This window comes from Xanthomonas sp. F14, assembly GCF_014199865.1.
The window spans coordinates 547072-571595 of record NZ_JACHOM010000002.1 but is presented as its reverse complement, the minus strand read 5'-3'; the positions used below and the strand labels follow the sequence as shown (position 1 = coordinate 571595).

The window sequence follows — 24524 nt, the reverse complement described above, 5'->3', positions numbered from 1 at the left end:
AGCCTCTCTCGACATGGTCAGGCCGCGTAGGTCCGACCACGTGGTGCGTCAGGTGGTGTTAGACCGTAGCTGGCAATCCGCATTGGATGTGTCGACTCAACGACACGCGGTTGAGGCACAGCTGCGTGTATCAACACGACTGCTCTTCACGACCACTCTTCGAACCTTGCTCGCACGATGCGCAAGCAAGGCAGCGCATGCTCAATCGCGACGCGTCGCAGCGGCGCACCGCAGCCGGGCACGCTCAGCTTCACGGCACTTACATACACCCCACCCCATCCACTCAAACAGCGCGGCTGGCCTGTATGGAGGCATGCACCAGCTGCTCGCCGGGCCACGGCGTCTGGTCGTCGAGGAAGTTGCCGACCAGGCGCATGCACGCCGGGCGTTCTTCCACATGTGGCATATGGCTGGAATTGGCGAACACATGCCACCGCGCGTCCGGAATCAGGCGTGCGTACGGCTCCACCGTTTCCGGTGTGGCCTCATCGTACTTGCCCGACAGCACCAGCGTGGGCGCGTTGATGCGATGCAGGCGCTCGATGATGCTCCAGTTGCGCAGGCTGCCGACCACGTGAAATTCGGTCGGGCCGTTCATGGCGTGATACACGGTCGGGTCGGCATCGATGGCGGCGAAGGTGCGCGCCACTTCGGCAGGCCAGGGCAGCACGCGGCAGACGTGCTGGGCGTAGAACACCTGGCTTGCGGCGCGATAGGCCGGGTCGTCCAGGGTGCCGGCCGCCTCGTGCGCGTCCAGCGCCGCCTGGATGTCCTCGGGCAGGCGCGCGCGCAGCCGCAGCGCCGCAGCGCGCCACAAGCCCATCGATGCCGGGGAGTTGGCAATCACCAGCGCACGCAGGCCGGCCGGCCGCCGCACCGCATGCTCGGCCGCCAGCATCCCGCCCCAGGACTGCCCGAGCAGCGCGTATTGCGACAGCCCCAACTGCGTGATCAGGGCCTGCAACTCGTCCAGAAACAGCCCCACCGTCCAGAAACCGGGGTCCGCATCGGGAAGATGGGTGGACTTGCCGTTGCCGAGCTGGTCGTAATGGATCACCGCGCGTCCATTGGCCGCCAGGTCCTTGAAGCTGTCCACATAATCGTGGGTGCAGCCGGGGCCGCCGTGCAGCACGATCAGCGGGCAGGCGTCGCTGCGCAGGTCGCCGGTGATGCGGTACCAGGTCCGGTACCCACGAAATTCGACGTAACCCTCGGTGGACTGCATGACCTGCGCCTGCTAACGGCAAGAATGAGCGCCGAGCCTAGCGAGGCAACCGCCGCGCGTTAACTGGCAAAACTCCCAGGTTCGTGGCGCTTTCGAAGCTCGGGGCCGGCTGCGCGGGCGATGCGATCCAGCTGAACGCGTATTTGGTCGCCAGGACGGGCATCAATCAGGGCAGAGATTGCGCCTGCCGATCGCAAATTCTCGCCGCAGCGAAATCATCTATCGCGGCATGTCGCCGCAGCCGAGCACGCCGGGCTTACGGCTCCAGCAATCGATAGTGCATGCCGCGCACGACGGCCTCGACGCGATTGCGCGCGCCCAGCTTGCGCGCTGCCGAGTTCAGATGCAGGTTCACCGTGGCGGTGGAACGGTTGAGCGCAGCGGCGATGCTCTTGGCTGTCAGCCCCTTGGCCGAATACTGCAGGCATTCGCGCTCGCGGCGGGTCAGCACGATGTGGTGGCAGCGGCGTTCCTGCGGATCGAGCAGCTCCTGTGCGCGTGCCTGAAAGGTATGCGCCAGCAGCAGGAATGGCGACAGCTGCGCTTCGGCCAGCCGTGGCGCCTCGGCCGCGACCGCGTCGACCGCAGCGCTGAATGTCGCGAACGCGCCACCCGGCAGGTGCAGGGGCACGGTGACACCGGTTCCCATACCGCTATCGCACAGATAACGCGTGACCTGCCGATGCTGGCTGCCGACGTATTCCACGCCCTCCATCTCGCCGTCGCTGCGGTAGGACCACACGAATGGCGTGGTGCGGCGCGTCGCACGCTGCTGCACCGGGTCGTGCTGGTAATAGCCGTGCTCGCACCAGATGTGCTGCATGTCGCCCGGCGCATTGCGCTGCATGAACACCGACGGGGTGATCAGTGCCCCTTCCAGGCTCAGCGGGACCGGCGCGTAGTCGTAGACCAGGGACTGGAAGCCCAGCCCGCAGACGTCGGAAAACACCCGGTCCAGGCAGGCATTGAGCGTGTGCAGCGCCTGCAGGTCGCGGCCCAGGCTGGCCAGAGTGTCGAACATGGTGGGTCCTTCGGTGTCGACGTATGCCGCTGGATGACATCCAGCAGGGAAAACCTAGCACTTTTACCAATGGATGGGCTTGGCGGCCACATTATCGTCACAATGCCGGTCAGATGGCTGCACTGCAGCATCGACCTGCAGACGCTCCCACGGCGCCTGCGTCGCGACCCGGCATTCCTTTCAGCGGACACCTGCATGACCGATACCTCCCGCCGCAACGATGCGGCCGCGCTGGAACGCTTTGGCTACACCCAGGAGCTCAAGCGGCAGCTGACGCTCAAGGACCTGCTGATCTACGGGCTGGTGTCCATGGTGCCGACCGCGCCGTTCTCCATTTTCGGCGGCGTGTTCGACATCAGTGCCGGGATGGTGCCGCTGACCTACCTGCTCGGCTTCGTGGCGATGCTGTTCACCGCGTTGAGCTACCAGCAGATGTCGCAGGCGTTTCCGGTCGCCGGCTCGGTGTATGCGTATGTGGGACGCGGCCTGAGCAGCGGCATGGGCTTTCTGGCCGGCTGGGCGATCCTGCTGGATTATCTGCTGGTGCCCACCCTGCTCTACGTGGTCGGCGCCAACGCCATGCACAACGTGTTGCCGGCACTGCCGCAACCGGCGTGGATCGCCTTCTTCGTGGTGCTCAACACGCTGGTCAACCTGCGCGGCATTGAAACCACCGCGCGTGCCAATCGCTTCTTCCTCTACGCGCAGCTGGTGGTGCTGGCGGTGTTCGTGGTGCTGGCCAGCCTGGCGATCCAGCGTGGCGTCAATGGTGCGCACTGGAACCTGCGTCCGTTCTACAACCCGCAGGCCTTTTCGCCGCAGCTGATCTTCAGCGCCTTGTCGGTGGCGGTGGTGTCGTTCCTGGGCTTCGATGCGATCTCCACGCTGTCCGAAGAAGCCCGTGGCGGCAATCGCGTGGTCGGGCGCGCGACCCTGCTGGCGCTGTTGCTGGTGGCGGGCTTGTTCGTGCTGCAGACCTGGCTGGCCGCGCTGCTGCAGCCCACCCTGCAACGCTATCCCGACGCGCAGGCCTCCAACGATGCGTTCTTCGAGATCGGGCGCCTGATCGCCGGGCCGTGGTTGCAGATCGTCATTGCGCTCACGGTCGCGATCAGTGCGGCGATCGCCAACGCGTTGGTGGCGCAGGCCGCCACCTCGCGCCTGTTGTTCGCCATGGCGCGCGACCGCCAGCTGCCGGCCTTTCTGCGCTACATCCATCCACGCACCGGCGTGCCGCAGCGCGCCATCCTGCTGGTGGCAGGCCTGAGCATGGTGCTGGGCGAAGTCTTCGTCGGACAGATCGCGCTGCTGTCCTCGTTGTGCAATGTCGGTGCGCTGACCGCCTTCATCCTGTTGCACGTGGCGGTGCTGTGGCATTTCCGCGGACAGGGCCGCCGCGTGCTGTTGCATGTCGCCACGCCGTTGATCGGCATCGTGATCCTGGCCTATGTGCTGATCAATGCCGACCAGCATGCACAACTCGGCGGCACGGCCTGGATGGTGGTCGGACTTGCAGTGCTGGGGTTTTTGAAAGCCAGCGGTCGCTCGACCGACTTCCGCGCCAGCGACGCGCTGGAATAATCCGTCGCGAGCCGATATGCAGCCTTGCTGCTGGCTGCCGGCATGCGGCGACATGCCTGCTTGCAGGAACGTTGAGCGCACCTTGTTAAAGCCCGCCAAGGTTATGCGCGTTCGCCATCCCGCATGCAGCGTAGCTACCTGCATCGCCTGACAGCTTGATCAAGGCAGCGCTGCCGGTGCGCTGCGCGATCGCAGTTGCCGCAGGTAGAGCGTCGTACGTGTTGCAGATATGCGGCGCCATGCGCATGCGCATGCGCAAGGCCACTGGCAGGCGCGCACACGTCAACTGCTGCGTGCAAAACACGATTATCTTTTTATCGACCGCCAATCTCTGAACGAGATTTTCAGCACATATTCAGCTTTAAACATTCGCTAGTCTCGTTCGGCGCCAACGATGGCGCCCGCAGGCTGTGGCCCCCGCCGCAGCCTGTCGTTCCCTGACGAGAAGGACTACCCATGAATCGCAAGAATGCCTTGTACCTGGCGCTGTTTTCCGCCGTTTCCGGCACTGCACTGGCAACGCCGCCGACCGAAATGGATGCGGCGCCGGTAAGTACCGCACCGCAGGCGGCCAAGCTCGGCGCGGCGACGTTGCAGTCGGCAAGTCTGCGTGGCGGCATCCTGCCCACGCGTGTGGTGCAACTCACTGCGCCCACCAGTACCGAGATCGGTCGCGTGCGTGAGCGTCGCATCGCACAGGTCAAACATGGGCAGCCCCTGCAGATCGGGTTTTCGCGCGCGGTGGCCAAGCCCCTGGTGAATCTGGCCACGCTCGATTGGCAGATGGCCAAAGATGGCTCACGCGTGGCGACCCTGAAGGTCGGCTCCGCGCAGGCGGCCTCGCTGCGTGCATCGCTGATCCTGCGTGGTGCCGGCGCCACGCCGGGCGATCCGTCCAAGGTGACGCTGCGCTTTGCCGGCGACGATGGCCGGGTATTCGAGCAATCCGGTGCCAGCTTCGCCGCCAGCGGCGACGCCATCGGCTGGTCGCCCACCGTCAGCGGCGAGAATCTGTTGGTGGAGCTGTCACTGCCGGCCGGCCAGTATCCGGAGAACTTCAGCCTGAGCATCCCGCAGCTGTCGCACCTGGATATCAGCCCCACCGCCAGCGCGCGCGACATGATGACCATCGCCATCGGCGAGAGCGATTCCTGCCAGAACGATATCGTCTGCCGCGCCAATCCCACCGCCGGCTTCACCAATGCCGCAAAGGCGGTGGCGCGCATGGTGTTCACCACCAGCCAGGGCTCGTTCCTGTGCACCGGCACGCTGCTCAACAACACCAACTCGCCCAAGCGCAACCTGTTCTGGACTGCAGCGCATTGCATCAGTACGCAGACGGTCGCCAACACACTGCAGACCTACTGGTTCTACGACGCGGCCAGCTGCAATGGCAATACCGCCAGCTCGCAGGCCACCACCTTGACCGGCGGTGCATTCCTGCGCCACGCCAACACCACGCGCGATACCGCGTTGCTGGAGCTGAAGACCGCACCGCCAAGCGGCGCGTTCTACGCGGCATGGAACAGCGCGGCGATCGGCGCGACCGGCACATCGATCGTCGGCATCCACCACCCGTCCGGTGACGTCAAGAAGTATTCGCTGGGCACCGTCAATGGGCTGAGCACCAGCATCGACGGCAAGAGCCCGCTGTACCGTGTGGTCTGGAACGATGGCGTCACCGAGGGCGGCTCGTCCGGCTCGGGCCTGTTCACCGTCGCCAGCGGTGGCGCCTACCAGCTGCGCGGCGGCCTGTACGGCGGCTACTCGTTCTGCACCGCGCAGACCGATCCGGATTACTACTCGCGCTTCTCGGACGTGTATTCCAGCATTTCCACCTACTTCGGCCCGTAAGCGGGTGCTGCGCGTGGCAGGCGGGTAGCGCCTGCCACGTGCGACTGCGCCTGGCCTGTGCAGAGTGTGGTCGATTGTTTGATGTGCTGTGTGGATCGATCTGTACGGGTTGATGTTTTGTGCGCTGACCTTTGAACCCCGTCGGTCACGCGCGTCTGTCGTCATGCACTTCATCTGCAGTGCCCGGATGATGCAGACTTGGCAGCTCGTCCTTCACCTGGATCGGCATGCCCGTTCAACGCACTCCTTGTGTCATCGCCGTAGCTGCACTCCTGGCCTTGTCGCTACAGGTCACCGCCCATGCAGCCGGCAAACCCGCCAATCGCGACGACGTCAAGGCCTACGCGCTGCAGCTGTGCCTGGACAACAACTATGAGCGTAGCGGCAAATACACCGCCGACCAGCTGCGCGATCGCTCGTATCTGCTGACGACCTACGCGCTCGACAATGCCAAGACCGGTGCCACCGACCGCCTGCACCGTTTCGTGGCCGAGCAGACGGCGGACTTCCATCGCGCCGAAGTGCCGATGAAGGACGAGGCCCGCCGCGGCCCGTTCAACAGGATCTTCGCGCAATGCATGGCGTTTTATCGTTCGCCTGCGTTGAACGCGTTCATTGCACAGGAACTCTGAAGGCAATCGATGCAAGCCCACCGTTGGAAGGCAACGGATGGATCGGCGTGACCGATTCGGTGCGGGCCATCGGATCGAGCAGTACACGCACCGCGTGCGTCGCAGTTGCAGCTCTGCTGCATCGGGCGCGGGCATGCCAGTCCCGAGGTTTGCGTGAGCCATTCGCAAACCCGGCAGCCCCACGTTAGTCTGAGGCACTTCCACGCCCCGCCTGGCACATCCTCTTCCCGCTTCGACAGGAGCCGTCATGTCCGCAGCTTCGCCACGCCCTTCCCGTCGCCAGGTGCTGCGCATCGCGCTGGCAGCGGCCACGCTGAGCGTGACGAGCCAGCTGGGTGCCGCACCGCGGCGCGCACCGAAGGAAGACCCTGCGTCGTCCGACCCGTCGCCGCCGGCACCCTTTCCGGCCAAGGGCAGCGTGCTGGTGCTGCTCGGCACCAAGGGCGGCCCCACGCCATCACCGCTGCGCGCCGCGGCCGCCAATGCGCTGGTCATCGACGGGCAGCCCTACCTGATCGACTGCGGCAATGGCGTTGCACAGCAACTGGCCAAGGCCGGCATCCGCCTGCCTGCGCTGCGCGACATCTTCCTGACCCATCACCACTCCGACCACAACGCCGACCTGCTCAACGTGGTCTGGCTGGCGTGGGCCAGCGGTCTGCAGACACCGGTGCATCTCTATGGCCCGCCCGGTATCGCCAGGATGGTGGATGCGTTTGTCGAGATGAATGCCATCGACATCGATGCGCGCATCCGCGAAGAAGGCCGCCCGCCGTTCAAGCAGCTGATCCATGTGCACGAGTTCGACCAGCCCGGCACGGTGCTGCAGAACGACCAGGTCACTGTCACCGCGACGCTGGTGGATCACTACACGCTCAAGCCGGCGTTCGCCTATCGTTTTGCCGCGCGCGATCGCACGGTGGTGTTCTCCGGCGATACGCGTTACCTGCCTGCACTGGCCGAATTCGCGAGGGACACCGACATCCTGGTGCACGAGGTGATGTATCTGCCCGCGCTGGAAAAGATGCTCAAGACCAACGACAACGCACCGACCTTGCTCGACCATCTGCTCAAGAGCCATTCCACCAGCGAGGAAGTCGGCAGGATCGCTTCAGCGGCCAACGCAAGGATGCTGGTGCTCAATCACTTTGTGCCTGGCGGCGACCCCACGATCACCGATGCGATGTGGAGCGAGGGCGCGCGCAAGCACTATGCCGGGCCGATTGTGGTCGGCAAGGATCTGATGCGCTTGTAGCGAAGCAGTTGGGCACTGTAGCGATGGATCCGGCTGCGCACTGTCATCAGCGCATTCGACCCGTATCCAGCGGTGATATCGCCAATCGCTATCAAGCGGCACGCAATCACCAGACATCGTGCAGAGCGGGCATGGCACAGCACGCGACACTGCATCTGTGGTCTTGTGTGTCCAAGAGCGGCTAACACGTAGCAAGCAGTCGCCAGGTGGACGTGGACGGCGCGCTCGGAACCGGGGTGGAAGGGCGCGACGAGCGTTTCCGGTGATGCTCAATCGCGCGCGAGCGCGCTCCTACATTGGTCTGGCCCGTGCCGCCTGCCCGTGCCGTGTCGCGTTGCCGAGCCGGGCCAGGACGTGCTGGTGCCGTGCCGGTTGTGGGCAGCGGCTGCGCCTGCCTGCCGGCGGCGCCCCAGCCTTGCCAGCCGCTCTACGCCACCACCGGACTGCGCAGGCCCCACACGCCCGCACCTGCCTTGCAATACGCGTCGATAAACGCCTGCTGCGACGGCATCTGCTCCACCGCGTGCCGGATCGGCTGGGCGATGCCCTCGAGCAGGCGGCGCAGGTCGCGATCGGACAACGCGCGCGCCAGCGGATGATGCTGCTCGGGCGCGATGCCCTGCCCCATCAGCACATGGGTCCAGGAGTCGACGCGGAACAGTTCATCGGCCGCTTGCCACGCGTGTGCGCGTTCGCGCCAGGCGCGCAGGCGCAGCGCCAGCGATTCGGGCAGCTCCATCGCGCGGCATTGCCGCCATAGCGGTTCCTCGCGCTGGGTGGCGTGGTAATGCAGGATGATGAAGTCGCGCACATGTTCCATTTCGGCGCGGCTGATGTCGTTGAACAGCTCCACCTGCGAGGGCGCAATGCCCTCCGCCGGGAACAAGCTGATCAGGCGCACCACGGCGGCGATGGTGAGATGGATGCTGGTGGATTCCAGCGGCTCGATAAAGCCGCTGGCCAGGCCCAGCGACACCACGTTCTTGTTCCAGGCCTTGAGGCGGCGGCCGGTGCGGAACGGCACCAGCCAGGGGTCTTTCAGCGCAGGCGCGGCCACATCGCGTAGCAACTTGGCATGTGCCTCGTCGTCGGACAGGTGTTTGCTGGAAAAGACCAGACCATTCCCAACGCGATGCTGCAGCGGGATATGCCAGCGCCATCCGGCTTCGTGCGCGATGGCGCGGGTATACGGCACCGGCGGGCCAAGCGCTTCGGTCTGCACCGCAACGGCGCGATCGCACGGCAACCAATGGCTCCAGTCTTCATAACCGGTGTGCAATGCCTGCTCGATCAGCAGGCCGCGAAAACCGCTGCAATCGATGAACAGGTCGCCCTCGAGCACCTGCCCGTCTTCCAGCAGCAGGCTGGCGACATCGCCACTGTCCGGCTGCAATGTCACCTGCTGGATCCTGCCCTCGATACACCTGACGCCACAGGCTTCGCTGCGCGTGCGCAGGAACCTGGCATACAGTGCGGCATCCAGGTGATAGGCATAGTTGACCGCAGGCTCGCGCAGCAAGGCGAAACGGTCGACGCGCGAAGCCACGGTTTCCAGGCAGTAATCGCCAAAGCTGCCCGGCATGCCGCGGCGCTGGCTCTCCAGCCACAGATGGTGGAAGGCGCACACCAGCGTGCTTTGCCCGGTGATGCCGAACGGATGAATATAGCGCTCGCCCTGGTGGCGCCAATGCTCGAAGGAGATCGACAACTTGAAGGTGCCGGCCACCGCGCGCAGGAACTCCTGCTCGTCGATCTGCAGGAAGCGATGGAAGCTGCGGATCGGCGGCACCGTGGATTCGCCCACACCCACGGTACCGATCTGCTCGGACTCGACCAGCGTGATCTCCAGCAGCTCGCGGAATTGATGCGACAGTGCGCAGGCGGCGATCCAGCCGGCGGTGCCGCCGCCGGCGATGACGACCTTGCGAATCGGGGCCTGGCTCACTGCGCGCTCCTGGGTGATGGATCCGGGATGAGGTCTTGATCGATCGTCTGGACAACGCAGGTGGCCCGCCGGGAGCGGAACGCGTGAGTGGCACCTGCCAATGCCGCACATCGGCCCTGCCCGCCCGGCAGCTGCGCAGTTGTCCGGCCAGTGGCCTTGGAGCCGATCGCGCGCATCAGCGGTTGAGCCTGCCGAGCAATAGCGCGCGCAGCTGTCGCGCCAGCGTGGGGTCGATCGGGCCCAGCGCATGCCGTGCCTGCTCGGGCAGGTGCTCGCCCGCGCGCTCGGCAGGGCCGAACACGTAGTAGTCGAACAGGGCGCGCCAGGCTTCCTTCTCCGCTGCCGGGCGGTCGCGGATGGCCCATAGCGCGTGATACAGCGCGGGCATCGGCGCCGGCAGATGCGCGGGCACGCTGCTCCACCAGTAGTTGACCAGCACGTTGAAGGGCTGCAGCGATTGCACGTGATGCCACCACATGCCGGGAATGAACACTGCATCGCCCGGCTCCAGCACGGCGGTGCGTGCCTGCGCCAACGCTTCAGCGAAGCGTGGATACCGCAGCAGATCCGGATTGGCGATATCCACCATGCTCACGACCTGCCCACCCGGCGTGGGATCCAGCGGGCCGGGATACAGGTTGGCCACCTGCTCGGGCGGAAACAGCGTGAAGCGACGTTGCCCCACCGTGCAGCAGGCCAGGTTGTTGGGCGCATCGTAGTGGCAGGAAGCAGTGACGCGATTGCCGATCCAGATACTCGGCTGCACCGCGATGCCGCTGGCGGCGAAATCCAGATCATTGCCTGCGCGCAAGCCTGGGAGATTGTCGTCAATAGGCAACGACGCCAGATAATACGTGGGCGGCTGCGGGTCGTCGCGATGCGTCACGATCGCTTCCAGCAAGCTGCTCAAGCTGCCGCGCTGCACCTCGAAATTCAGCGCACTGCAATCGTCGGTATAGAACGGCCGGCCGGCGATCTCCGGGCCGCCGCAGGAATACTGCAGGGGGCGTCCACTATCGTGCGCGCGCAGCAGCGCCATCGCCTCCTCGGGGCTGCGCAACCCGGCCCGCACCAGCGACCAGTCGCGTGCGACGCCACGCAGCACCACCGGCTCGGCGGCATCGCACAGCGCGGCAAGCGGCAGCGCGTCTGGGTGGCAATCGCTGCGCTCGGCGACGGCCGCGAGGGAGGAGAAGGCTGCGCCGGTCGTCATGCGCTCAGGCGAACGCAGCAGTCGCAGACGCAGTGTGCGCCTGCTGCAGGCGGCGCTGCTTCTCGGCCATCAGCCGACGCACGTTGTGCAGCGAGGCCAGCATCAGGAACGCAGCCTCCAGATAGCCGGCCCGATGCAGTTGCTGCAACGAGGACGCATCGAGTGCGGCAAGCCGCTCGCGGTCGATGGCGAACAGGCCTTCCAGCTTGTTGGCGTGGGTGGCATCCAGCGTGACATCCAGCTGCACCGGCTGGATCAGCCCCAACGCATCCAGCGCGGCCGCCATCGCCTGGCCGGCATCCACACCGTCGCGGATGCCGCGCAATACACCGATGATGTGCTCCAGGTACGGGCTATGGCCGCCCTGCGGAAGAAATACCGCCTCGCCTTCGTGACGGCTGATGCGCGGGTGCTCCAGATCGACGTGGATCACCGGCTCCTGCACCAAGGCGCCCTCGATGCGCTGCTCCTGGAAGCCGATCAGGAACGGGCCCTTGGCGACGATGCCGGGCAGATAGCTGGCAGTCCAACGGCCGTCCTGCAGGAACAGATTCTCGTCCTGTGCAAAGCCCAGCAGCGCCACCGACTGGTAGCCGCCGGTGGCTGGATCCTTGCGAAAGAACAGCGGGTACTCGCGCTGCAGCTCGGCGTATTCGGTGACGAATGCCGGCACCAGGCCCAGCGCATCGCCGAACTCGGCACCGAAGCGCAGCACGACGCGTAGATCGTGATGCGCCACATTGTTGAGCACTGCGTATCGCGTCATCTGAAACTCCAACGGTGCTCCGCCACGGAGTACCGCATTGCGTGGAATGCGTCGATCGCGCGGCCAGGTACCGCACTTGCTGGTGGCGAGCATTGCCAAAAAGCGGCAGACCGGCAAGCGGCACAGCAGCATCGGGACCAGGCCTGCAGCAACCTATATCGCCGCTGTGACCCGGCGGCGGCCGTGTGTGGGTGCAAGCAAGCGCCGCGTGTGCCGGCGACACCAAGGGATGCGCGGCGGCATCCAGCTCGCGCCTGCGGTTGCGGCCGCCGGACCGGTGCCACGCAGGCTGACGACTCGATGCGGCCACGTGGCGCAGCCAGCGAACGCTCGCCGGCCGCCTTCGAAAAAGCGCGCGGCTGGCCCGCACCAGCCTGCACGTCGGCATCTGCCCCACCAGGCACCGGCTGCGCTCACCGGGAGGGAAGTGAGCGCAGCCGGTGGGTCAGAACGCGTAACGCACACCCAGCGTGTAGCGCGGCTGCTGGTCGATCAGGCGGATGATCTGCTTGTCCGAGCGCCCGTGCCAACGCACGTCTTCGCCGGTGAGGTTGATCGCCTCAAAGCCCACGGAAAGTTGCTTGCTGAAGCTGTAGCTGACGCTGAGGTCCCACTGCTGATACGCCTCGACGTAGTACGGATTGCGGTTGGCATTGTCCTGGTTGGCGGCGATCAGATACTCGTCACGCCAGTTCCAGGCCAGGCGCGCGCTCCAGCCGTATTTTTCGTACATCAGCATCACGTTGGCAGTGTCGCTGAGGCCGAGCAGCGCGAACTGGTCGCGATCGATCACCGTGTTGTCGAAGCCCACATCGCCTTCGACGATGGTGTAGTTGGCGTAGATGCCGAAGCCGGTGCTGTCGAAGAAGTACTGCCCGCCCAATTCCCAGCCGTGGATGTTGGCCTTGTTCTGGTTGACCGGGCGCGACACGTCGAACTGATACAGCGGATCGGAGGCATTGCCGACGATATCGTAGGCGTTCTCCAGTGCCAGACTCTGCGCGGAGCTGCCGTTGTAGGCGGCCAGCCCGCCGGTGGCCGCGGCATTGCGCAGCAGCGCCATCGCCGCAAACAGCGAGGTGTCGTTGGCCGAGCACGCCGCCGCGACGTCGTTGCCGGAGGCGCCCACCTGCGCGGCACAGGCGCCGCTCTGCAGGAACGCCAGCGCGGCCTGCGCGTCAGGACCGGAGGTGGGATCGCTCAGCCCGTAAAGGGATTCGCGCGAGACCGTGTTGCCGATGAAGTTGCTGACGCGCTTGTTCCAGAACGTGGCCGACACGTAGCTGGCATCGGCGAAGTACCACTCCAGCGCCAGATCGAGGTTGTCCGATTCCAGCGGGTCCAGTTGCGGGTTCTGCGAGCTGCCGCCGGCACGGTTGGACGGATTGATCAGAATCGAGCCATTGGGCGTATTCGGCGTCGGGCCGGCAATCAGGTTGTTGTAGGGCGCGCGTGCGATGGTCTGGCCGAACGAGGCGCGCCCCTTCAGCTGATCGGAGATGTCGATGCTGAAGTCCAGATTGGGCAGGATGTAGTTGTAGCTGGTCTTCTCGCTGAAGGGCTGCTGCTCGGTGGAGCGCAACAGCTGGAAGTCGTTGTTGGCCTGCCACAACAACGCTGTGGGCGTGGCCACCTGCGAGGTGGATTCCACATCGGTGCGCTCGTAGCGCAAGCCCAGCCGCGTATTGGTGGTCATGCCGGAGATGTCGCCCTTCAGTTCCAGCTGCACGTAGGCAGCGCGGGTCTTCTCTTCGACCTGGTTGTCGGCGCTGTATTGCGGGTTGTAGCGGGTGGTGGCGCCGTACTGGCTGCCACCCCACAGCGCCAGCTGATCGGCATCGCCGCGCCATGCATTGGGCGCGGCGCCATTGGCGTTGAAGTCCTTGAACATGCCGGTGATGCTCACCGGCCGCAGCAGCGCCTGCATGCCGGGCTCGTTGCCGGCGTTGGCCACGCCCCAGTCACCCAGCGTGGAATTGGTGTCGCTGGTGAGCCGGTTCATGGTGGTATTGGCGGTACTCACGCCGAACTGGAAGCGCCCGTCCTCGAAATCGAAGGTGCCGTCCATGCGGCCTTCCTTGATCTCGGTGACCTGCGATTGATAGAAGATGCGCAGGACCTGCGAGCCAAGCTCGGCGGGGGTGAAGTCCGGGTTGAGCACGCCGTTGGTGCCAGCCAGGGAATCGGCCGCGGTGGGATACCAGGTGCGTGCGCCAATCGGCAGGCCATTGTTGAAGCGCAGCTCCTGCCCCCATTGACCGCCGCAGGACGGGCCGTTGCTGCAGTTGTTGGTGCCGGCGAAGCTGAAGTACGTGGCGCTGCCGCCGGTGACCGGGTCGTTGGGCAGGCTCTTGGTCTTGGAGTTGTGCGCATCGAAGGACAGCTGGAAGCGGTCGCTCACCTGCCAGTCGGCATTGAAGCCGAGCGAGCCGAGCGTGTACTTCTGCTCGTTGCGCTGCTGCTCCATGCCGAAGTCCTTGGCGCCGTTGGGCACGTCGCGCAGATACACCGGGGTGGCCACCGCCTGGCCGGTGTCGAAGGTCAGATCGGTGAAGCTGTTGGCGCGCTGCAGCCAGATGCCCTGCTCGCCGCGCTCTTCGCGGATTTCGTTGGACGAATAGGTGTAGTCCAGGGTCAGGGTCAGGCTGTCGCTGGGCGCGAACTGCATCACCGCCTGGCCATTGGTGCGCTCGCGCTGGAAGTCGGCGAAGGCATAGCGCAGATCGTTGGGCATGCCGTAGAGCTGACCGATCGCCGGCGCGTTGGTCACCACCGCATCCGGGCGCAGGGCCGGGTCGGTACCGGTCCAGCGCTGGATGTTCCAGGTGTTTTCGGTGGCCTGCACCGAGCCGCCATGGCGCTTCTGGTAACTGCCGCTCAGGCCGATGCCGAAGGTCTTGTCGGGATTGGTATAACTGAAGATGCCGGAGACTTCAGGAGTGAGCGAATCGCCGAACGGCTGCGAACGATCCGACACCATCTTGGCGCCGGCATTGGCCACCACGCCTTCGTGATTGAACGGCTTGTCGGTCTGGATGTTGATGGTGGCGCCGATGCCGCCGCTGGGCGCGGTGGCACGGCTGGTCTTGAACACCTCGATGCCGGTGATGGCTTCGGAGGCGAGCTGGGCGAAGTTGAACGCGCGCGTGCCCACATCCACACCACCGATCGGAGTCTGGCCCGGCGCACCGAACGCATCGGCACCGGGAATCAGGCGGCCGTTGAGGGTGACGGTATTGAACTGCGGGCCGAAGCCGCGCGCGGTGACCTGCGCGCCTTCGCCATCGCGGCGCTCGATCGAGATACCGGTGATGCGTTGCAGCGACTCGGCCAGATTGGTATCGGGAAATTTGCCGATGTCTTCGGCGCTGATCGCATCCACCACGCCGGCAGCATCGCGCTTGATGCCCATCGACTGATCCAGGCTGCTGCGGATGCCGGTGACATTGACCGCATCCAAGGTGGTGGCGGTTTGTGCGCCGGACTGCGGTGGCGGCACCTGCTGCGCGGTAACGTCCTGCGCAAAGGCGGGGTTGATCACCAGGATGCCACCGACGAAGGTAAACATGGCCTTCGACTTGAACTTGCTTAACGTACGACGCATCGATCTATCCTCGGGTCTGGAGTCCAACACCCACGGCCGTGGTCGCGGAATGCGACGCGGCGCTTGCCTGGCCACGCGCCTGGACGGCACGCGACATACATCCCTGCACAGCACTTGCTCTGATCCGCCGCCTCGACTGCCGGCGCATCCCCCCTGATGCAAGCCATGTGCGTGCCACGTCCTCACGGACGCGCCGTGCACCTGGCGCTGTACCGCACCTGCGACTGCCTTCCCAACCAGTACGCCCTGCACCACGTGTCTCGCCCTGCGCCTCTGCATGCAACCGCGTACCAGCGGGCAATGCAGGACTGATAGCGCTAACACGGGGCGCAGCCTAGTCACGCGTGGCGGGGCTTGTCACCGTGCGTTGCAGCAAACACACCAAGCCACATGCAGACACAAAACACCGCGTGCGCTTGAGTCCGCAGCGCGAAAGCAGGCGCAGCGCGGCTGTAAGCGTTACCAGCCAGTGATGGCGATAACTACGCCGCAACGGCGCAGTTGCATGTCGTCGCCTGGCCGCAGCAACACCATACGAAGCAGTTGCGCAAAGCAGCGCGAGAATCGCAGCGCGGCCGCCTTCAACGGCGATGTGCTGAGGCGCACACGCGTGGCAGTGGACGCCGATGCGGGCACGTCATTGCGCGCTTGCGCGCGACATCGGACTGCAGGGCGCAACGAAAAAACGGCGCAATCGCTGCAATCGATTGCGCCGCTGGTGACGGTGAACCGCATGGGCGGAACGCCCGCAGCATCTGCGCCATTGCAGCGCAGACGCCAGCGATCGGCAGCCGCTAGCCGATCGTATCGACCTGGTTGTCGCCACGCTGGGCATCGGGCAACACATGGTCCGGATCCAGCGTCACATGCAGCACTTTCTGCGTGGTCGGCAGCGTCAGCGTGGGCGCGGTGTTCTGCAGCCAGGTTTCCACCGGCACGCGGCGGTCCAGATGGCTGCCGTCGGCCAGGTCCACCCGCACGGTGACCGGCATCACCAGTTTCTGGCGGCTGCGCAGCGTGAGTTGCAGGCCCTTGGCAGGATCGTGATCGACGTAATGGGCCTCGCTGATCCCCATGTCCAGCTGCCAGTTGTTGAGATACCAGCCGCGCCACCACCAGGCCAGATTCTCGCCACTCTCGCTTTCCATCAGCCGGAAGAAATCCGACGGCGTCGGGTGCTTGTAGGCCCAGGTCGCGATGTACTTGCGGAAGGCCGGATCGAAACGCTCCGGCCCCAGGATCTGCTCGCGTAACAGCACCAACCCCAACGCGCCCTTGAAATAGGTCAGCGAATGCCGGTAGGTCTCGCTGGTGGAATCGGCGTTGTCCATCAATGTCGGCGCACCGGCATCGGCCAGCAGCGGCAGGATTTCGTCGACCGGGTTGCCGCCCTTGGGCGCATATTCCGAATCGCGCTTGGGCGCGTACTCGCCCTTGTTGAAGGCATCGGATGCATAGACGTCGATGAAGGTGTTGAAGCCTTCGTCCATGAACGCGTGGCGGCGCTCGTTGGAGCCGACGATCATCGGGAACCAGGTGTGTCCGATCTCGTGCGCGGTGATCCAGAACAACTCCTTGCCGCTGTCTTCGAAACCGTCGAAGACGATGCCCGGATACTCCATGCCCGCACCGTACCCGCCCAGGTTGATCGCGGCCGGCCACGGATACGGGTACCACTGCGAGAAATGTTCGATCGCGCCCTTGACGTATTCGGTGGAGCGGTTCCACTTGTCCGCGCCCACGCCCTCCAGCGGATACACCGACATCGCCAGCGACTGCTTGCCGCCCGGCAGCTTGATGCGCGCGGCATCCCACACGAACGCAGGTGAGGCGGCAAACGCGACATCGCGGGTGTTGTCCATATGGAAGCGCCAGGTGCGCGTGGCGTTTCCCGCAGGTTTGGCAGCGCGCGCGCTTACTTCCTCGGGCGTGCGGATCAGCACCGTACGATCGCTGCTGCGTGCCTGCTGCAGGCGTTGCTGCTCGCTGCGGCTGAGCACCTCGGCCGGATTGGTCAGCGCGCCCGAACCGGCGACCAGGAAGCCCTCCGGCACGGTCACCGCGTAGTCGAAGTCGCCGTACTCCAGATAGAACTCCGAGCCCAGATACGGCTGCGTGTCCCAGCCGCGCAGATCGTCGTAGACGGCCATGCGCGGATACCACTGCGCAATCTCGTAGATCTCGCCCTGCTTGCTGGCACTGACCGCGGTGCGCCCGCCCCAGGTGCCCGGAATCGTGTAGCGGTAGCGGACATGCACGGTCAGCGCCTTGCCCTGCCCGGCCAACGGCTGCGGCAGGTCCACCCGCATGCGGGTGTCGTCGACGACGAAATGCGCAGGCTGGCGACGCCCTCCATCGTCGATCTCGACACTGGCGATCTGCATGCCGTCGGTGAACTGGGTGCGGCGCGACGGCCGGCTGGCGGCAGCGCGCGCATCGGCGCGGTAGATGTTCTGGTCCAGCTGCAGCCACAGCACGTCCAGCGTGTCCGGGCTGCGGTTGGTGTAGTGGATCGCCGCCTCGCCCGTGAGCGTGTGGGTCGCCGGGTCGATGCTGGCGTTGAGGCTGTAGTCGGCACGGTTCTGCCAGAACAGCGGGCCGGGGACGCCGCTGCCGCTGCGGTAGGCGTTGGGTGCGTCGGGCAATTGCAGCGGTGCGAACAAGGCCAGCGGATCGAAGACGCTTGCCGGCGCGGCGGCACTGGCGGCGGGCGCGGCATGCGCGGACGAGGTGATGCATGCCAGCGACAGCGCAACGGCGAGCGATCGGCGCAAGGTGGGGAACATGCGTGAAATCCTGCGGCGGAGGGGATCCCCATCCTACGGTCGCCCTTGCCCGGCACGGCACTGCCATTGGTCCCGGTTGCGGCATCGAACTTCTCGACGGTGACAGGCTGTCCGGGGCGCAGAGGCCGCGGCCCGCGCGCGATCTGCAGATGCCGATCGCACCAGCCCTGCCCTGGCGGCGGCTAGCCCGCGCTTGCCACCTCAGTCGGCAGCAAGCCGCGACAAGCGCAACGCGCCATCCCCACCCTCGGCCAGCGCATCGCCCGGGTTGCTCAACCGGCAGCGGCGCAGCGACAGACAGCCGCAACCGATGCAGTCGGTGAGCTGGTCGCGCAGGGCCTGCAGCTCGGCGATGCGCGCATCCAGTTGCGCGCGCCAACGTGCCGACATGCGTGCCCATTCCGCACGCGTAGGCGTGCGCTGGTCCGGCAGCACCGAGAACGCATCCAGCACCTGCTGCAACGGCACGCCGAGCCGTTGCGCCACGCGAATCACGGCGATGCGCCGCAGCACGTCGCGCGCATAGCGGCGTTGATTTCCGGCAGTGCGCAGGCTGCGGATCAGCCCCTTGCGCTCGTAGAAATGCAAAGCCGACACCGCCACGCCACTGCGCTTGGCCACCTCGCCCACGGACAACTCACGCTGCATTGCCTTGACCTCAACCTTGGTTGAGGCAGGATGCTGCGCGGCCATGACCGGTGCAAGCCCCGTGGTCATGGCTCTACACATTTCAGTTTCTGGATGCTCGATGCCCGCCGATACCGCCCTGCCCGCCACGCCACTCAATGCGGCCCAACCCACTTCCATCCTGGCCGCGCCGTATCGCGCCGCAACGCTGGGCATGGTGGCACTGGTATCGCTCAATGCCTTCGAATCGCTGGCGGTGGCCGCCGCCATGCCGACCGTCGCGCGCGAATTGAATGGCTTGCCGCTGTATGCGCTGGCGTTCGGCGGCACCCTGGCGACCAGCGTGGTCGGCATGACCGCCGCCGGGCGCTGGAGCGACCGGCGTGGCCCCGGCGGCGCGCTGGCTTACGGCCTGCTGTGCTTCGTGATCGGCCTACTGGTGGCAGGGCTGGCGCCGAGCATGCCGGTGCTGATTGCCGGCCGCCTGCTGCAGGGCCTGGGGGCCGGCGCGTATTCGGTGGCGCTGTACGTGATCGTCGGGCGTCTGTATCCGGAAGCCTTGCGGCCCCGCGTGTTTGCTGCGTTTTCGGCCGGCTGGGTGGTGCCGTCGTTGATCGGGCCGGGCATCAGCGGATTGATCGTGCAGCACGTGGGCTGGCGCTGGGTGTTCCTGTCGGTGCCGCTGCTGGCGATACCGGCCGGGCTGATGCTGTGGCCGGCGATCCGCGGGCGCACCTGGTCCAGCGACACAGCCGGCGCGTCGGATTCCGCGTTGCGCTGGGCGGTGGGTGCGGCCTTGGGTGTGCTCGGCGTGTATCTGGGCGGGCAGCTGCACGGCACGAGCGCGTTGCTGGCGATGCTGCCGGCACTGGCGCTCACCGGGTACTGCGCCTGGCAGCTGTTGCCTGCCGGCACGCTACGGCTTGCGCGCGGGCTGCCCAGCGTGATCGCGCTGCGCGGCATCGCGGCGGCGGCCTTCTTCGGCTTCGAGGCGTTCCTGCCGTTGCTGCTGTCGCGCGAACGCGGCCTGTCGCCGCTGCTGGCCGGCGTGGCGCTGAGCGTCGGCGCGCTGGGCTGGTTCAGTGGCTCCTGGTACCAGGGCCATAGCCGCGCCGGCTGGTCGCGCCCACGCCTGCTCAAGACCGGTGCGTGCTTCATGTCGCTGGGCATCGTGATCAGCGCGGGAGCGGTGTGGCCGGTCATCCCGGTGCCGGTGGCGATTGCCGGCTGGGCGCTGACCGGCCTGGGCATGGGCCTGCTGTATCCGAGCCTGTCGGTGTTGACGTTGTCGCTGTCGCCGCCGGCGCAGCAAGGCGCCAACAGTTCGGCGCTGCAGTTGAGCGAGGCGATTGCGGTGGCCGGCATGCTGGCGCTGGCCGGCGCCTTGTTCGCCGCGCTGCTGGCCTCGGCGACTGCGGCCGCCTACCTGAGCGTGTTCGCCCTGGCATGGCTGCTGGCGGTGGCGGGCCTGTTGGTGGCGCAGCGGGTGTAATGGGTGTGCGGTGTGCGCGGTGTATCGAAGCAAGAGAACACTGATCGCGAGGCTGACGTGTCGCGCTCAGTCGATGTGTATCGCCCGCATCGCATGCAGCGCGCGTACGGTCTGCACGACTTGCTGGATCCGCCTGCTCGGCACGTCGCGTTGGCATGACGCAAACCCGGCACATCTCATCGCCGATAGCGCAACCGACTTTGCCGATCCTGTCGAGATCGCTGCGATCGGGACCGGAAAAACGTATCCGCGAGCGGCTGGTCATTTTTTCGCCACCCATCTTGACAGCGTTGCAGGCCGGGGCCTGCACCCACTTGTCCACAGCCTTGTGCAAGTTCCATCCACAGGGGGTGTGGAAAACCTGCGCTGCGCGGCAGGCAGCGCAGGGCTTGCGCGTCACTGCAGCATGTGTCACGCGATACGGGGCAACAGCTGCCTCATACAGCGCGGGCCGTTACGTACAACCCGGCCATGCGGAAGCAGCGCTTTACTCACGACCACATGCAAGGGCGATCTCGCCACACGGCAGCGCCGCGTCGCAGCGGCGCTGCCTCACCCACTGCTGCATCAGTTCACGATCACGTGCGGCACGAAGCGCGAGGTGTCGCGGGTGATCGGACCATCGTCGTCGCGCATGCCCAGCCCGGCCGGACGATCGGCCACCACCCAGCTGCCGACCAGCGCATGCCGGCCATCGAACACCGGTAATGGATGATGCGCCTGCAGGATCGCCGGCCCGTCCACATACGGGCCATCGGTCTGCGCAGCATCGCCCTGTGCGCTGACCAGGGAAATATTGGCGCCCTCGCGCGACAGCAGCGGCTTGCGTACCCAGCCTGCCGTGGGCGCTTCGCCGGTTTGCGCAAAGCGCGCCGGCAGCAGGTTGGGATGGCCCTGATGCCGCTCCCACAACAGCGGCAGGATGCCTTTGTTGCTCAGCACCGATTTCCACGCCGGCTCGATCAGGCGCACGCGGTTGGCGCACAACGCCGGGCCGAAGCGCTCTTCCATCATGAATTCCAGCGGATACAGCTTGAACAGCGTGTGGATCACCCGGTCCTGCTCATCGGTGAACCAGCCCTCGGCACTCAGGCCGATGTCTTCGATGGCCACTTCCTCGGTGCTGATGCCCACCTGATGCGCGCAGTCGCGCAGGTAGCGCACCGTGGCGCGGTCTTCCAGCGAATCGCGCACCGCGGAGAAATGCATCTGCGCACCGATCGCGCCATCCACCGCCAGCGCGCCCAGGGTTTCGCACAGCAGGTCCTGGATCAGGTTGTACTGATCGGTGCCCTTGGGCAGCGCACCGGCGGCGATCTGCTGTTCCAGCCACAGCCACTGGAAATATGCCGATTCGTACAGCGAGGTCGGCGTGTCGTAGTTGAGCTCATACAGCTTGGCCGGGCCGTTGCCGGCATAGGCCAGGTCCATGCGGCCGTATAGATGCGGGTCGCGGTTTTTCCACGAGTTGGCGATCCAGTCCCAGTAGAACGGCGGGATCGCCAGCTGCGTCATCAGCTGCTCCGAGCCCACCACCTCGTCCACCAACTGCATCGCCATGTCGTGCAGTTCCTGCGTGGGCGCCTCGATGTCGTCTTCGATCTGCTGCAGCGTAAACGCGTAGTACGCGCTTTCGTCCCAGTACCGCTCGCCGTCGATGGTGTGGAAATGGAAGCCGAGCGACTCGGCCTGCTCGCGCCAGTCCGGGCGCTCGGCAATTGCGATCCGTTGCATGTCAGCCGCCGTATCCGGAGCTGCGCCCGCCGCTGCCGAACGAACTGCGCGCCGCCGCACTGGAGCCGAAACCCGAGCGCGACACGGTGATCGCCCGCGACGGCATGTCGATGGCGCCGCTGCGCCCGCGGACGGTGCCGACGCGGTTGCTGGCCAGATCGCCGTTGGGCTTGTAGTACCCGCCGCTGCGGTAATCGCGGTACAGCGGAATCGAGCCGCCATAGCGGTAGCCGCCACCACCGGTCATGTTGCCCAGCGCATAGCCCAGCAGGAACCCGCCCATCGGCGGGATCCAGCTCTGCTGGCCCTGCGCCGTCTGCACCGCCGTGCAACTGCCGAACTGCTCGTCGCACTCGTAGCGCGTACTGAAGCGCGGCGCGGCCTGTTGGTGCTTGGTCACCGCCTCGTCATAGGCCTTGAGGCATTGCTGGATGTCGGTCTGTTCCTGCTTGATCTGGTAGCAGTCGGAGGCCGACTGCAGTACCACGCCGGTTTCCGGTTCGGAGCCGCAGCCGGTGACGAGGGCGGCCGGCAATGCGGCCATCAGGGTGAGCTTGAGATTGCGTGATCGCTTCATGCCTGCGCTCCGTTACGGCGTGATCGCCGCGGCATTGATCAGCCCAACGGCGATCGACACGCCGGCCGAAAAGATGCCGGCGGCGGTGACGTTGTCGGTGATCTGCCGCGAGATGCGCCCGGCCACCAGGTTGGCCAGCAGATACGCCACGACCTGGATGCCGCAGGCGACCGCGCCCCAGATCAGCGCATCGACCAGGCTCACCGAATGGGTGATGGCCGAATGCAGCGGCAATGCCACACCGATCAGGTTGCCGGCCAAGGCGGTGGCCGCAGCCACGTTGCCCTGCCGCAGCAGGGTGAAATCCTTGTGCGGGGTGACCAGGGTCACCAGCACCACCGCCACGATCAACACGCCCAGGCCGGTGCCGAAGTAGGAAAGAAACGCGAGAAAACTCTGCAGGTTGATCGGGTTCATGACAGGACCAGGGTAAGTGGAAGACGAGCGCGCACGCTCAGGTGATATCCAGATCGGCGACGGTGACATCGATGCCGACCGCGTAGGTGACGCAGAACTCGTTGGGGCCGGAATCCTCGCCGGTGACCAGCAGGAATTCCTCGCGCTGCAGCTCCGGCACATCGCGGCTGTAGAGCATGGCGTAGTGGGTCAGATCGCCATCGCGGCGCGGCGGCTGATAGCGGTACAGCACCTCGTCGTAGGCAATCGGCGGGATGCGCGCGCCATCGTCGGTGGACTGCGTGGCGCGTTGCCAGCGCTTGCCGGCGTACTCGATCTGCGCCGCACCCAGATGCGGATGCTGCATCACGAACTCCTGAAACGCCTGCTTGCTGGGCGGATTGACCGTCTCGCAATACACGAAGGCCTTCATCGCCTCCAGATCGCCGCCAACCGTGGTGACCTGCAGGAACGCGTCGTCGTCCAGATAGAAACGATGCAGGGCATAGCCATCGCCCAGATTGACGTGGCCGTAGCACGGAATGCCTTGATGCCCGCCCGGCAACTCGGCGGTCATGGCCTCCGGTGCCATGCGGTACAACGTGGTATCGATCTCCAGCTGCCCACCCACGCGCAAGCCCAGCGGCAGCGCGTGACCGATGGCGCCAGTGCCGGAGGTGGGCAACGGCGGTGGTTGTGGTTGACCGAACAACTTGCTGAAAAAACTCATCGTCATGCACCTTGTGGCGATGGGGAATGGGACACGGCGGCAGTGCGCAGGGCCTGCCAGGCAATGGCATGCACCGGCACGCGCTGTTCGGCTAGGTAATACAGCATGGCACCGGCCGGCACCGCGGTGTGTGCGGGCGGGTTCAAGCGCAGCGCGCCATCGGGCGCGCGCAGGCCCAGCAACAGGGCGCCGCGCTGGCCGAAATCGGCGGCCAGCAGGCGGTAATCCAGCGGGTCGACATCGGCAGGAACCGCCAGGCTGAACTGGGTCGGGCCATCGTCCACCGACAGCAGTTCGGCCGTGATCGCCGCGCTGCCCGGATCCTGCGCCGCGCGGGCCAGGATCTCGGCGGTCATCGGCCGCGTGCATTCGATCGCCGGATAGTGGCAATTGACCAGCCGCGCGGCGCTGCCCGAATCGAAGTGCGCCACGACGTGCGCACGCGGCGCATGCGCCATCAGCGCGAACACCGCCGCCAGGGTCTGGTCGTCCGAGGGCGGGTTGACGATCACCCGCGCCGCACCGGCGATGCCGGCACGCAGGTAGACCTCGGTATGCGTGTAGGACTCGGCGGCGATGAAGCGCATATGGTCGGGCATCGGGTTCTCGGCCACGCCCTCGGCGATCAGCACCACGCCTTCGTCGTCGGTAGCGGTATCGGACAGCAGCAGTTCCAGCAAGCGTGTGGACGCGGCGCCCTGCCAGCCGATCAGGATGGTGTGCCCGCGCAGATCGGCGTAAGCCATCTTGCCCATGTGGTGGCGCCTCCAGAAGGTGATGAGCACGCCGCTGGTCTTGGCCAGCACCGTGGCGAACAGCGCCACCGCGCCCGGCATCAGCACGAACGCGGCGATATAGCGCCCGGCCACCGAACCCGGCGACAGGTCGCCGTAGCCGATGGTGGTGGCGGTGGTCATGTAGTAGTACGGAAACGCGTCCAGGCCAACGAGCTTTTGCTCGCCGGCCAGCAGCAGCAACACCCAGCTCAGCCCCATGTGCGCCAGCAATGCCAGCGCCACCATGCCCCAGCTGACGCGGCGCACGTGGCGCCGCACTATCCGCAACAGCTTTCCGACGATGATCATG

At 65.9% G+C, this 24524-nt stretch carries 18 protein-coding genes; 5 read left to right on the top strand and 13 right to left on the bottom strand.

Features of this window, described 5'->3' with window-relative positions; genetic code table 11:
- Positions 1-283: 283 nt before the first annotated feature.
- Together GGR73_RS10855 and GGR73_RS10850 are read right to left on the bottom strand one after the other, a co-directional pair.
- Entirely contained in the window at positions 284-1225 is a 942-nt protein-coding gene (locus GGR73_RS10855) for a proline iminopeptidase-family hydrolase (RefSeq protein WP_166770654.1), read from the bottom strand.
- 256 nt (positions 1226-1481) lie between these two features.
- Positions 1482-2246 carry a LuxR family transcriptional regulator gene (locus GGR73_RS10850; protein ID WP_039515206.1) on the bottom strand — a complete coding sequence of 255 codons (765 nt, stop codon included), beginning with the start codon at positions 2244-2246 and terminating at the stop codon, positions 1482-1484.
- 195 nt (positions 2247-2441) lie between these two features.
- On the opposite strand from GGR73_RS10850, the gene GGR73_RS10845 reads away from it, so the two are divergent.
- From GGR73_RS10845 to GGR73_RS10830, 4 genes are all read left to right on the top strand, one after another.
- Positions 2442-3827: an APC family permease gene (locus GGR73_RS10845; RefSeq protein WP_184456875.1), complete on the top strand. Its 1386-nt coding sequence runs from the start codon at positions 2442-2444 to the stop codon at positions 3825-3827.
- Between the two features lie 456 nt (positions 3828-4283).
- Complete coding sequence (locus GGR73_RS10840) at positions 4284-5681, top strand: trypsin-like serine peptidase (RefSeq protein WP_154832398.1); 1398 nt, start codon at positions 4284-4286, stop codon at positions 5679-5681.
- Positions 5682-5908: 227 nt separating this feature from the next.
- Positions 5909-6313 carry a hypothetical protein gene (locus tag GGR73_RS10835; protein WP_054591468.1) on the top strand — a complete coding sequence of 135 codons (405 nt, stop codon included), beginning with the start codon at positions 5909-5911 and terminating at the stop codon, positions 6311-6313.
- A gap of 247 nt (positions 6314-6560) precedes the next feature.
- Positions 6561-7568 (top strand): MBL fold metallo-hydrolase, encoded by a 1008-nt coding sequence (locus GGR73_RS10830; protein ID WP_184456873.1) that lies wholly within the window; start codon positions 6561-6563, stop codon positions 7566-7568.
- 427 nt (positions 7569-7995) lie between these two features.
- On the opposite strand, the gene GGR73_RS10825 is transcribed toward GGR73_RS10830, so the two are convergent.
- From GGR73_RS10825 to soxR, 6 genes are all read right to left on the bottom strand, one after another.
- A complete protein-coding gene (locus GGR73_RS10825; RefSeq protein WP_184456871.1) occupies positions 7996-9513 on the bottom strand; it encodes a tryptophan halogenase family protein in 1518 nt (505 codons plus the stop codon).
- Positions 9514-9688: 175 nt separating this feature from the next.
- Positions 9689-10726 (bottom strand): cupin-like domain-containing protein, encoded by a 1038-nt coding sequence (locus GGR73_RS10820; protein WP_184456869.1) that lies wholly within the window; start codon positions 10724-10726, stop codon positions 9689-9691.
- A 4-nt stretch (positions 10727-10730) separates the two neighbouring features.
- Positions 10731-11492: a SapC family protein gene (locus GGR73_RS10815; protein ID WP_184456867.1), complete on the bottom strand. Its 762-nt coding sequence runs from the start codon at positions 11490-11492 to the stop codon at positions 10731-10733.
- A gap of 445 nt (positions 11493-11937) precedes the next feature.
- Entirely contained in the window at positions 11938-15096 is a 3159-nt protein-coding gene (locus GGR73_RS10810; RefSeq protein ID WP_054591471.1) for a TonB-dependent receptor, read from the bottom strand.
- Positions 15097-15890: 794 nt separating this feature from the next.
- Entirely contained in the window at positions 15891-17882 is a 1992-nt protein-coding gene (locus GGR73_RS10805) for a M1 family metallopeptidase (protein ID WP_184456865.1), read from the bottom strand.
- A gap of 201 nt (positions 17883-18083) precedes the next feature.
- Positions 18084-18530, bottom strand: a complete 447-nt coding sequence (gene soxR / locus GGR73_RS10800; protein WP_065032607.1) for a redox-sensitive transcriptional activator SoxR — start codon at positions 18528-18530, stop codon at positions 18084-18086.
- Positions 18531-18630: 100 nt separating this feature from the next.
- On the opposite strand from soxR, the gene GGR73_RS10795 reads away from it, so the two are divergent.
- Complete coding sequence (locus tag GGR73_RS10795) at positions 18631-20001, top strand: MFS transporter (protein WP_184456863.1); 1371 nt, start codon at positions 18631-18633, stop codon at positions 19999-20001.
- Positions 20002-20568: 567 nt separating this feature from the next.
- Here GGR73_RS10795 and GGR73_RS10790 read toward each other — a convergent pair.
- The 5 genes from GGR73_RS10790 to GGR73_RS10770 are packed head-to-tail and all read right to left on the bottom strand — an operon-like array spanning position 20569 to position 24523.
- A complete protein-coding gene (locus GGR73_RS10790; RefSeq protein ID WP_184456860.1) occupies positions 20569-21735 on the bottom strand; it encodes a glutathionylspermidine synthase family protein in 1167 nt (388 codons plus the stop codon).
- Position 21736: 1 nt separating this feature from the next.
- Positions 21737-22312: a DUF1190 domain-containing protein gene (locus tag GGR73_RS10785; protein ID WP_016904951.1), complete on the bottom strand. Its 576-nt coding sequence runs from the start codon at positions 22310-22312 to the stop codon at positions 21737-21739.
- Between the two features lie 12 nt (positions 22313-22324).
- The gene (locus tag GGR73_RS10780) at positions 22325-22729 is read right to left on the bottom strand and encodes a DUF350 domain-containing protein (RefSeq protein WP_005995053.1); all 405 of its coding nucleotides are present in this window, start codon (positions 22727-22729) and stop codon (positions 22325-22327) included.
- 37 nt (positions 22730-22766) lie between these two features.
- Entirely contained in the window at positions 22767-23444 is a 678-nt protein-coding gene (locus GGR73_RS10775; RefSeq protein WP_184456858.1) for a YjfK family protein, read from the bottom strand.
- Positions 23441-24523, bottom strand: a complete 1083-nt coding sequence (locus GGR73_RS10770) for an ion channel (RefSeq protein WP_047126965.1) — start codon at positions 24521-24523, stop codon at positions 23441-23443. The genes GGR73_RS10775 and GGR73_RS10770 overlap by 4 nt, the downstream gene beginning before the upstream one ends.
- Position 24524: the final 1 nt, after the last annotated feature.

Coding starts and splice junctions, on each gene's coding strand:
- GGR73_RS10855 (WP_166770654.1), bottom strand. CDS start 1,225: ATGCAGTCCACCGAGGGTTACGTCGAATTTCGTGGGTACCGGACCTGG.
- GGR73_RS10850 (WP_039515206.1), bottom strand. CDS start 2,246: ATGTTCGACACTCTGGCCAGCCTGGGCCGCGACCTGCAGGCGCTGCAC.
- GGR73_RS10845 (WP_184456875.1), top strand. CDS start 2,442: ATGACCGATACCTCCCGCCGCAACGATGCGGCCGCGCTGGAACGCTTT.
- GGR73_RS10840 (WP_154832398.1), top strand. CDS start 4,284: ATGAATCGCAAGAATGCCTTGTACCTGGCGCTGTTTTCCGCCGTTTCC.
- GGR73_RS10835 (WP_054591468.1), top strand. CDS start 5,909: ATGCCCGTTCAACGCACTCCTTGTGTCATCGCCGTAGCTGCACTCCTG.
- GGR73_RS10830 (WP_184456873.1), top strand. CDS start 6,561: ATGTCCGCAGCTTCGCCACGCCCTTCCCGTCGCCAGGTGCTGCGCATC.
- GGR73_RS10820 (WP_184456869.1), bottom strand. CDS start 10,726: ATGACGACCGGCGCAGCCTTCTCCTCCCTCGCGGCCGTCGCCGAGCGC.
- GGR73_RS10815 (WP_184456867.1), bottom strand. CDS start 11,492: ATGACGCGATACGCAGTGCTCAACAATGTGGCGCATCACGATCTACGC.
- GGR73_RS10810 (WP_054591471.1), bottom strand. CDS start 15,096: ATGCGTCGTACGTTAAGCAAGTTCAAGTCGAAGGCCATGTTTACCTTC.
- GGR73_RS10805 (WP_184456865.1), bottom strand. CDS start 17,882: ATGTTCCCCACCTTGCGCCGATCGCTCGCCGTTGCGCTGTCGCTGGCA.
- soxR (WP_065032607.1), bottom strand. CDS start 18,530: ATGCAGCGTGAGTTGTCCGTGGGCGAGGTGGCCAAGCGCAGTGGCGTG.
- GGR73_RS10795 (WP_184456863.1), top strand. CDS start 18,631: ATGCCCGCCGATACCGCCCTGCCCGCCACGCCACTCAATGCGGCCCAA.
- GGR73_RS10790 (WP_184456860.1), bottom strand. CDS start 21,735: ATGCAACGGATCGCAATTGCCGAGCGCCCGGACTGGCGCGAGCAGGCC.
- GGR73_RS10785 (WP_016904951.1), bottom strand. CDS start 22,312: ATGAAGCGATCACGCAATCTCAAGCTCACCCTGATGGCCGCATTGCCG.
- GGR73_RS10780 (WP_005995053.1), bottom strand. CDS start 22,729: ATGAACCCGATCAACCTGCAGAGTTTTCTCGCGTTTCTTTCCTACTTC.
- GGR73_RS10775 (WP_184456858.1), bottom strand. CDS start 23,444: ATGACGATGAGTTTTTTCAGCAAGTTGTTCGGTCAACCACAACCACCG.
- GGR73_RS10770 (WP_047126965.1), bottom strand. CDS start 24,523: ATGATCATCGTCGGAAAGCTGTTGCGGATAGTGCGGCGCCACGTGCGC.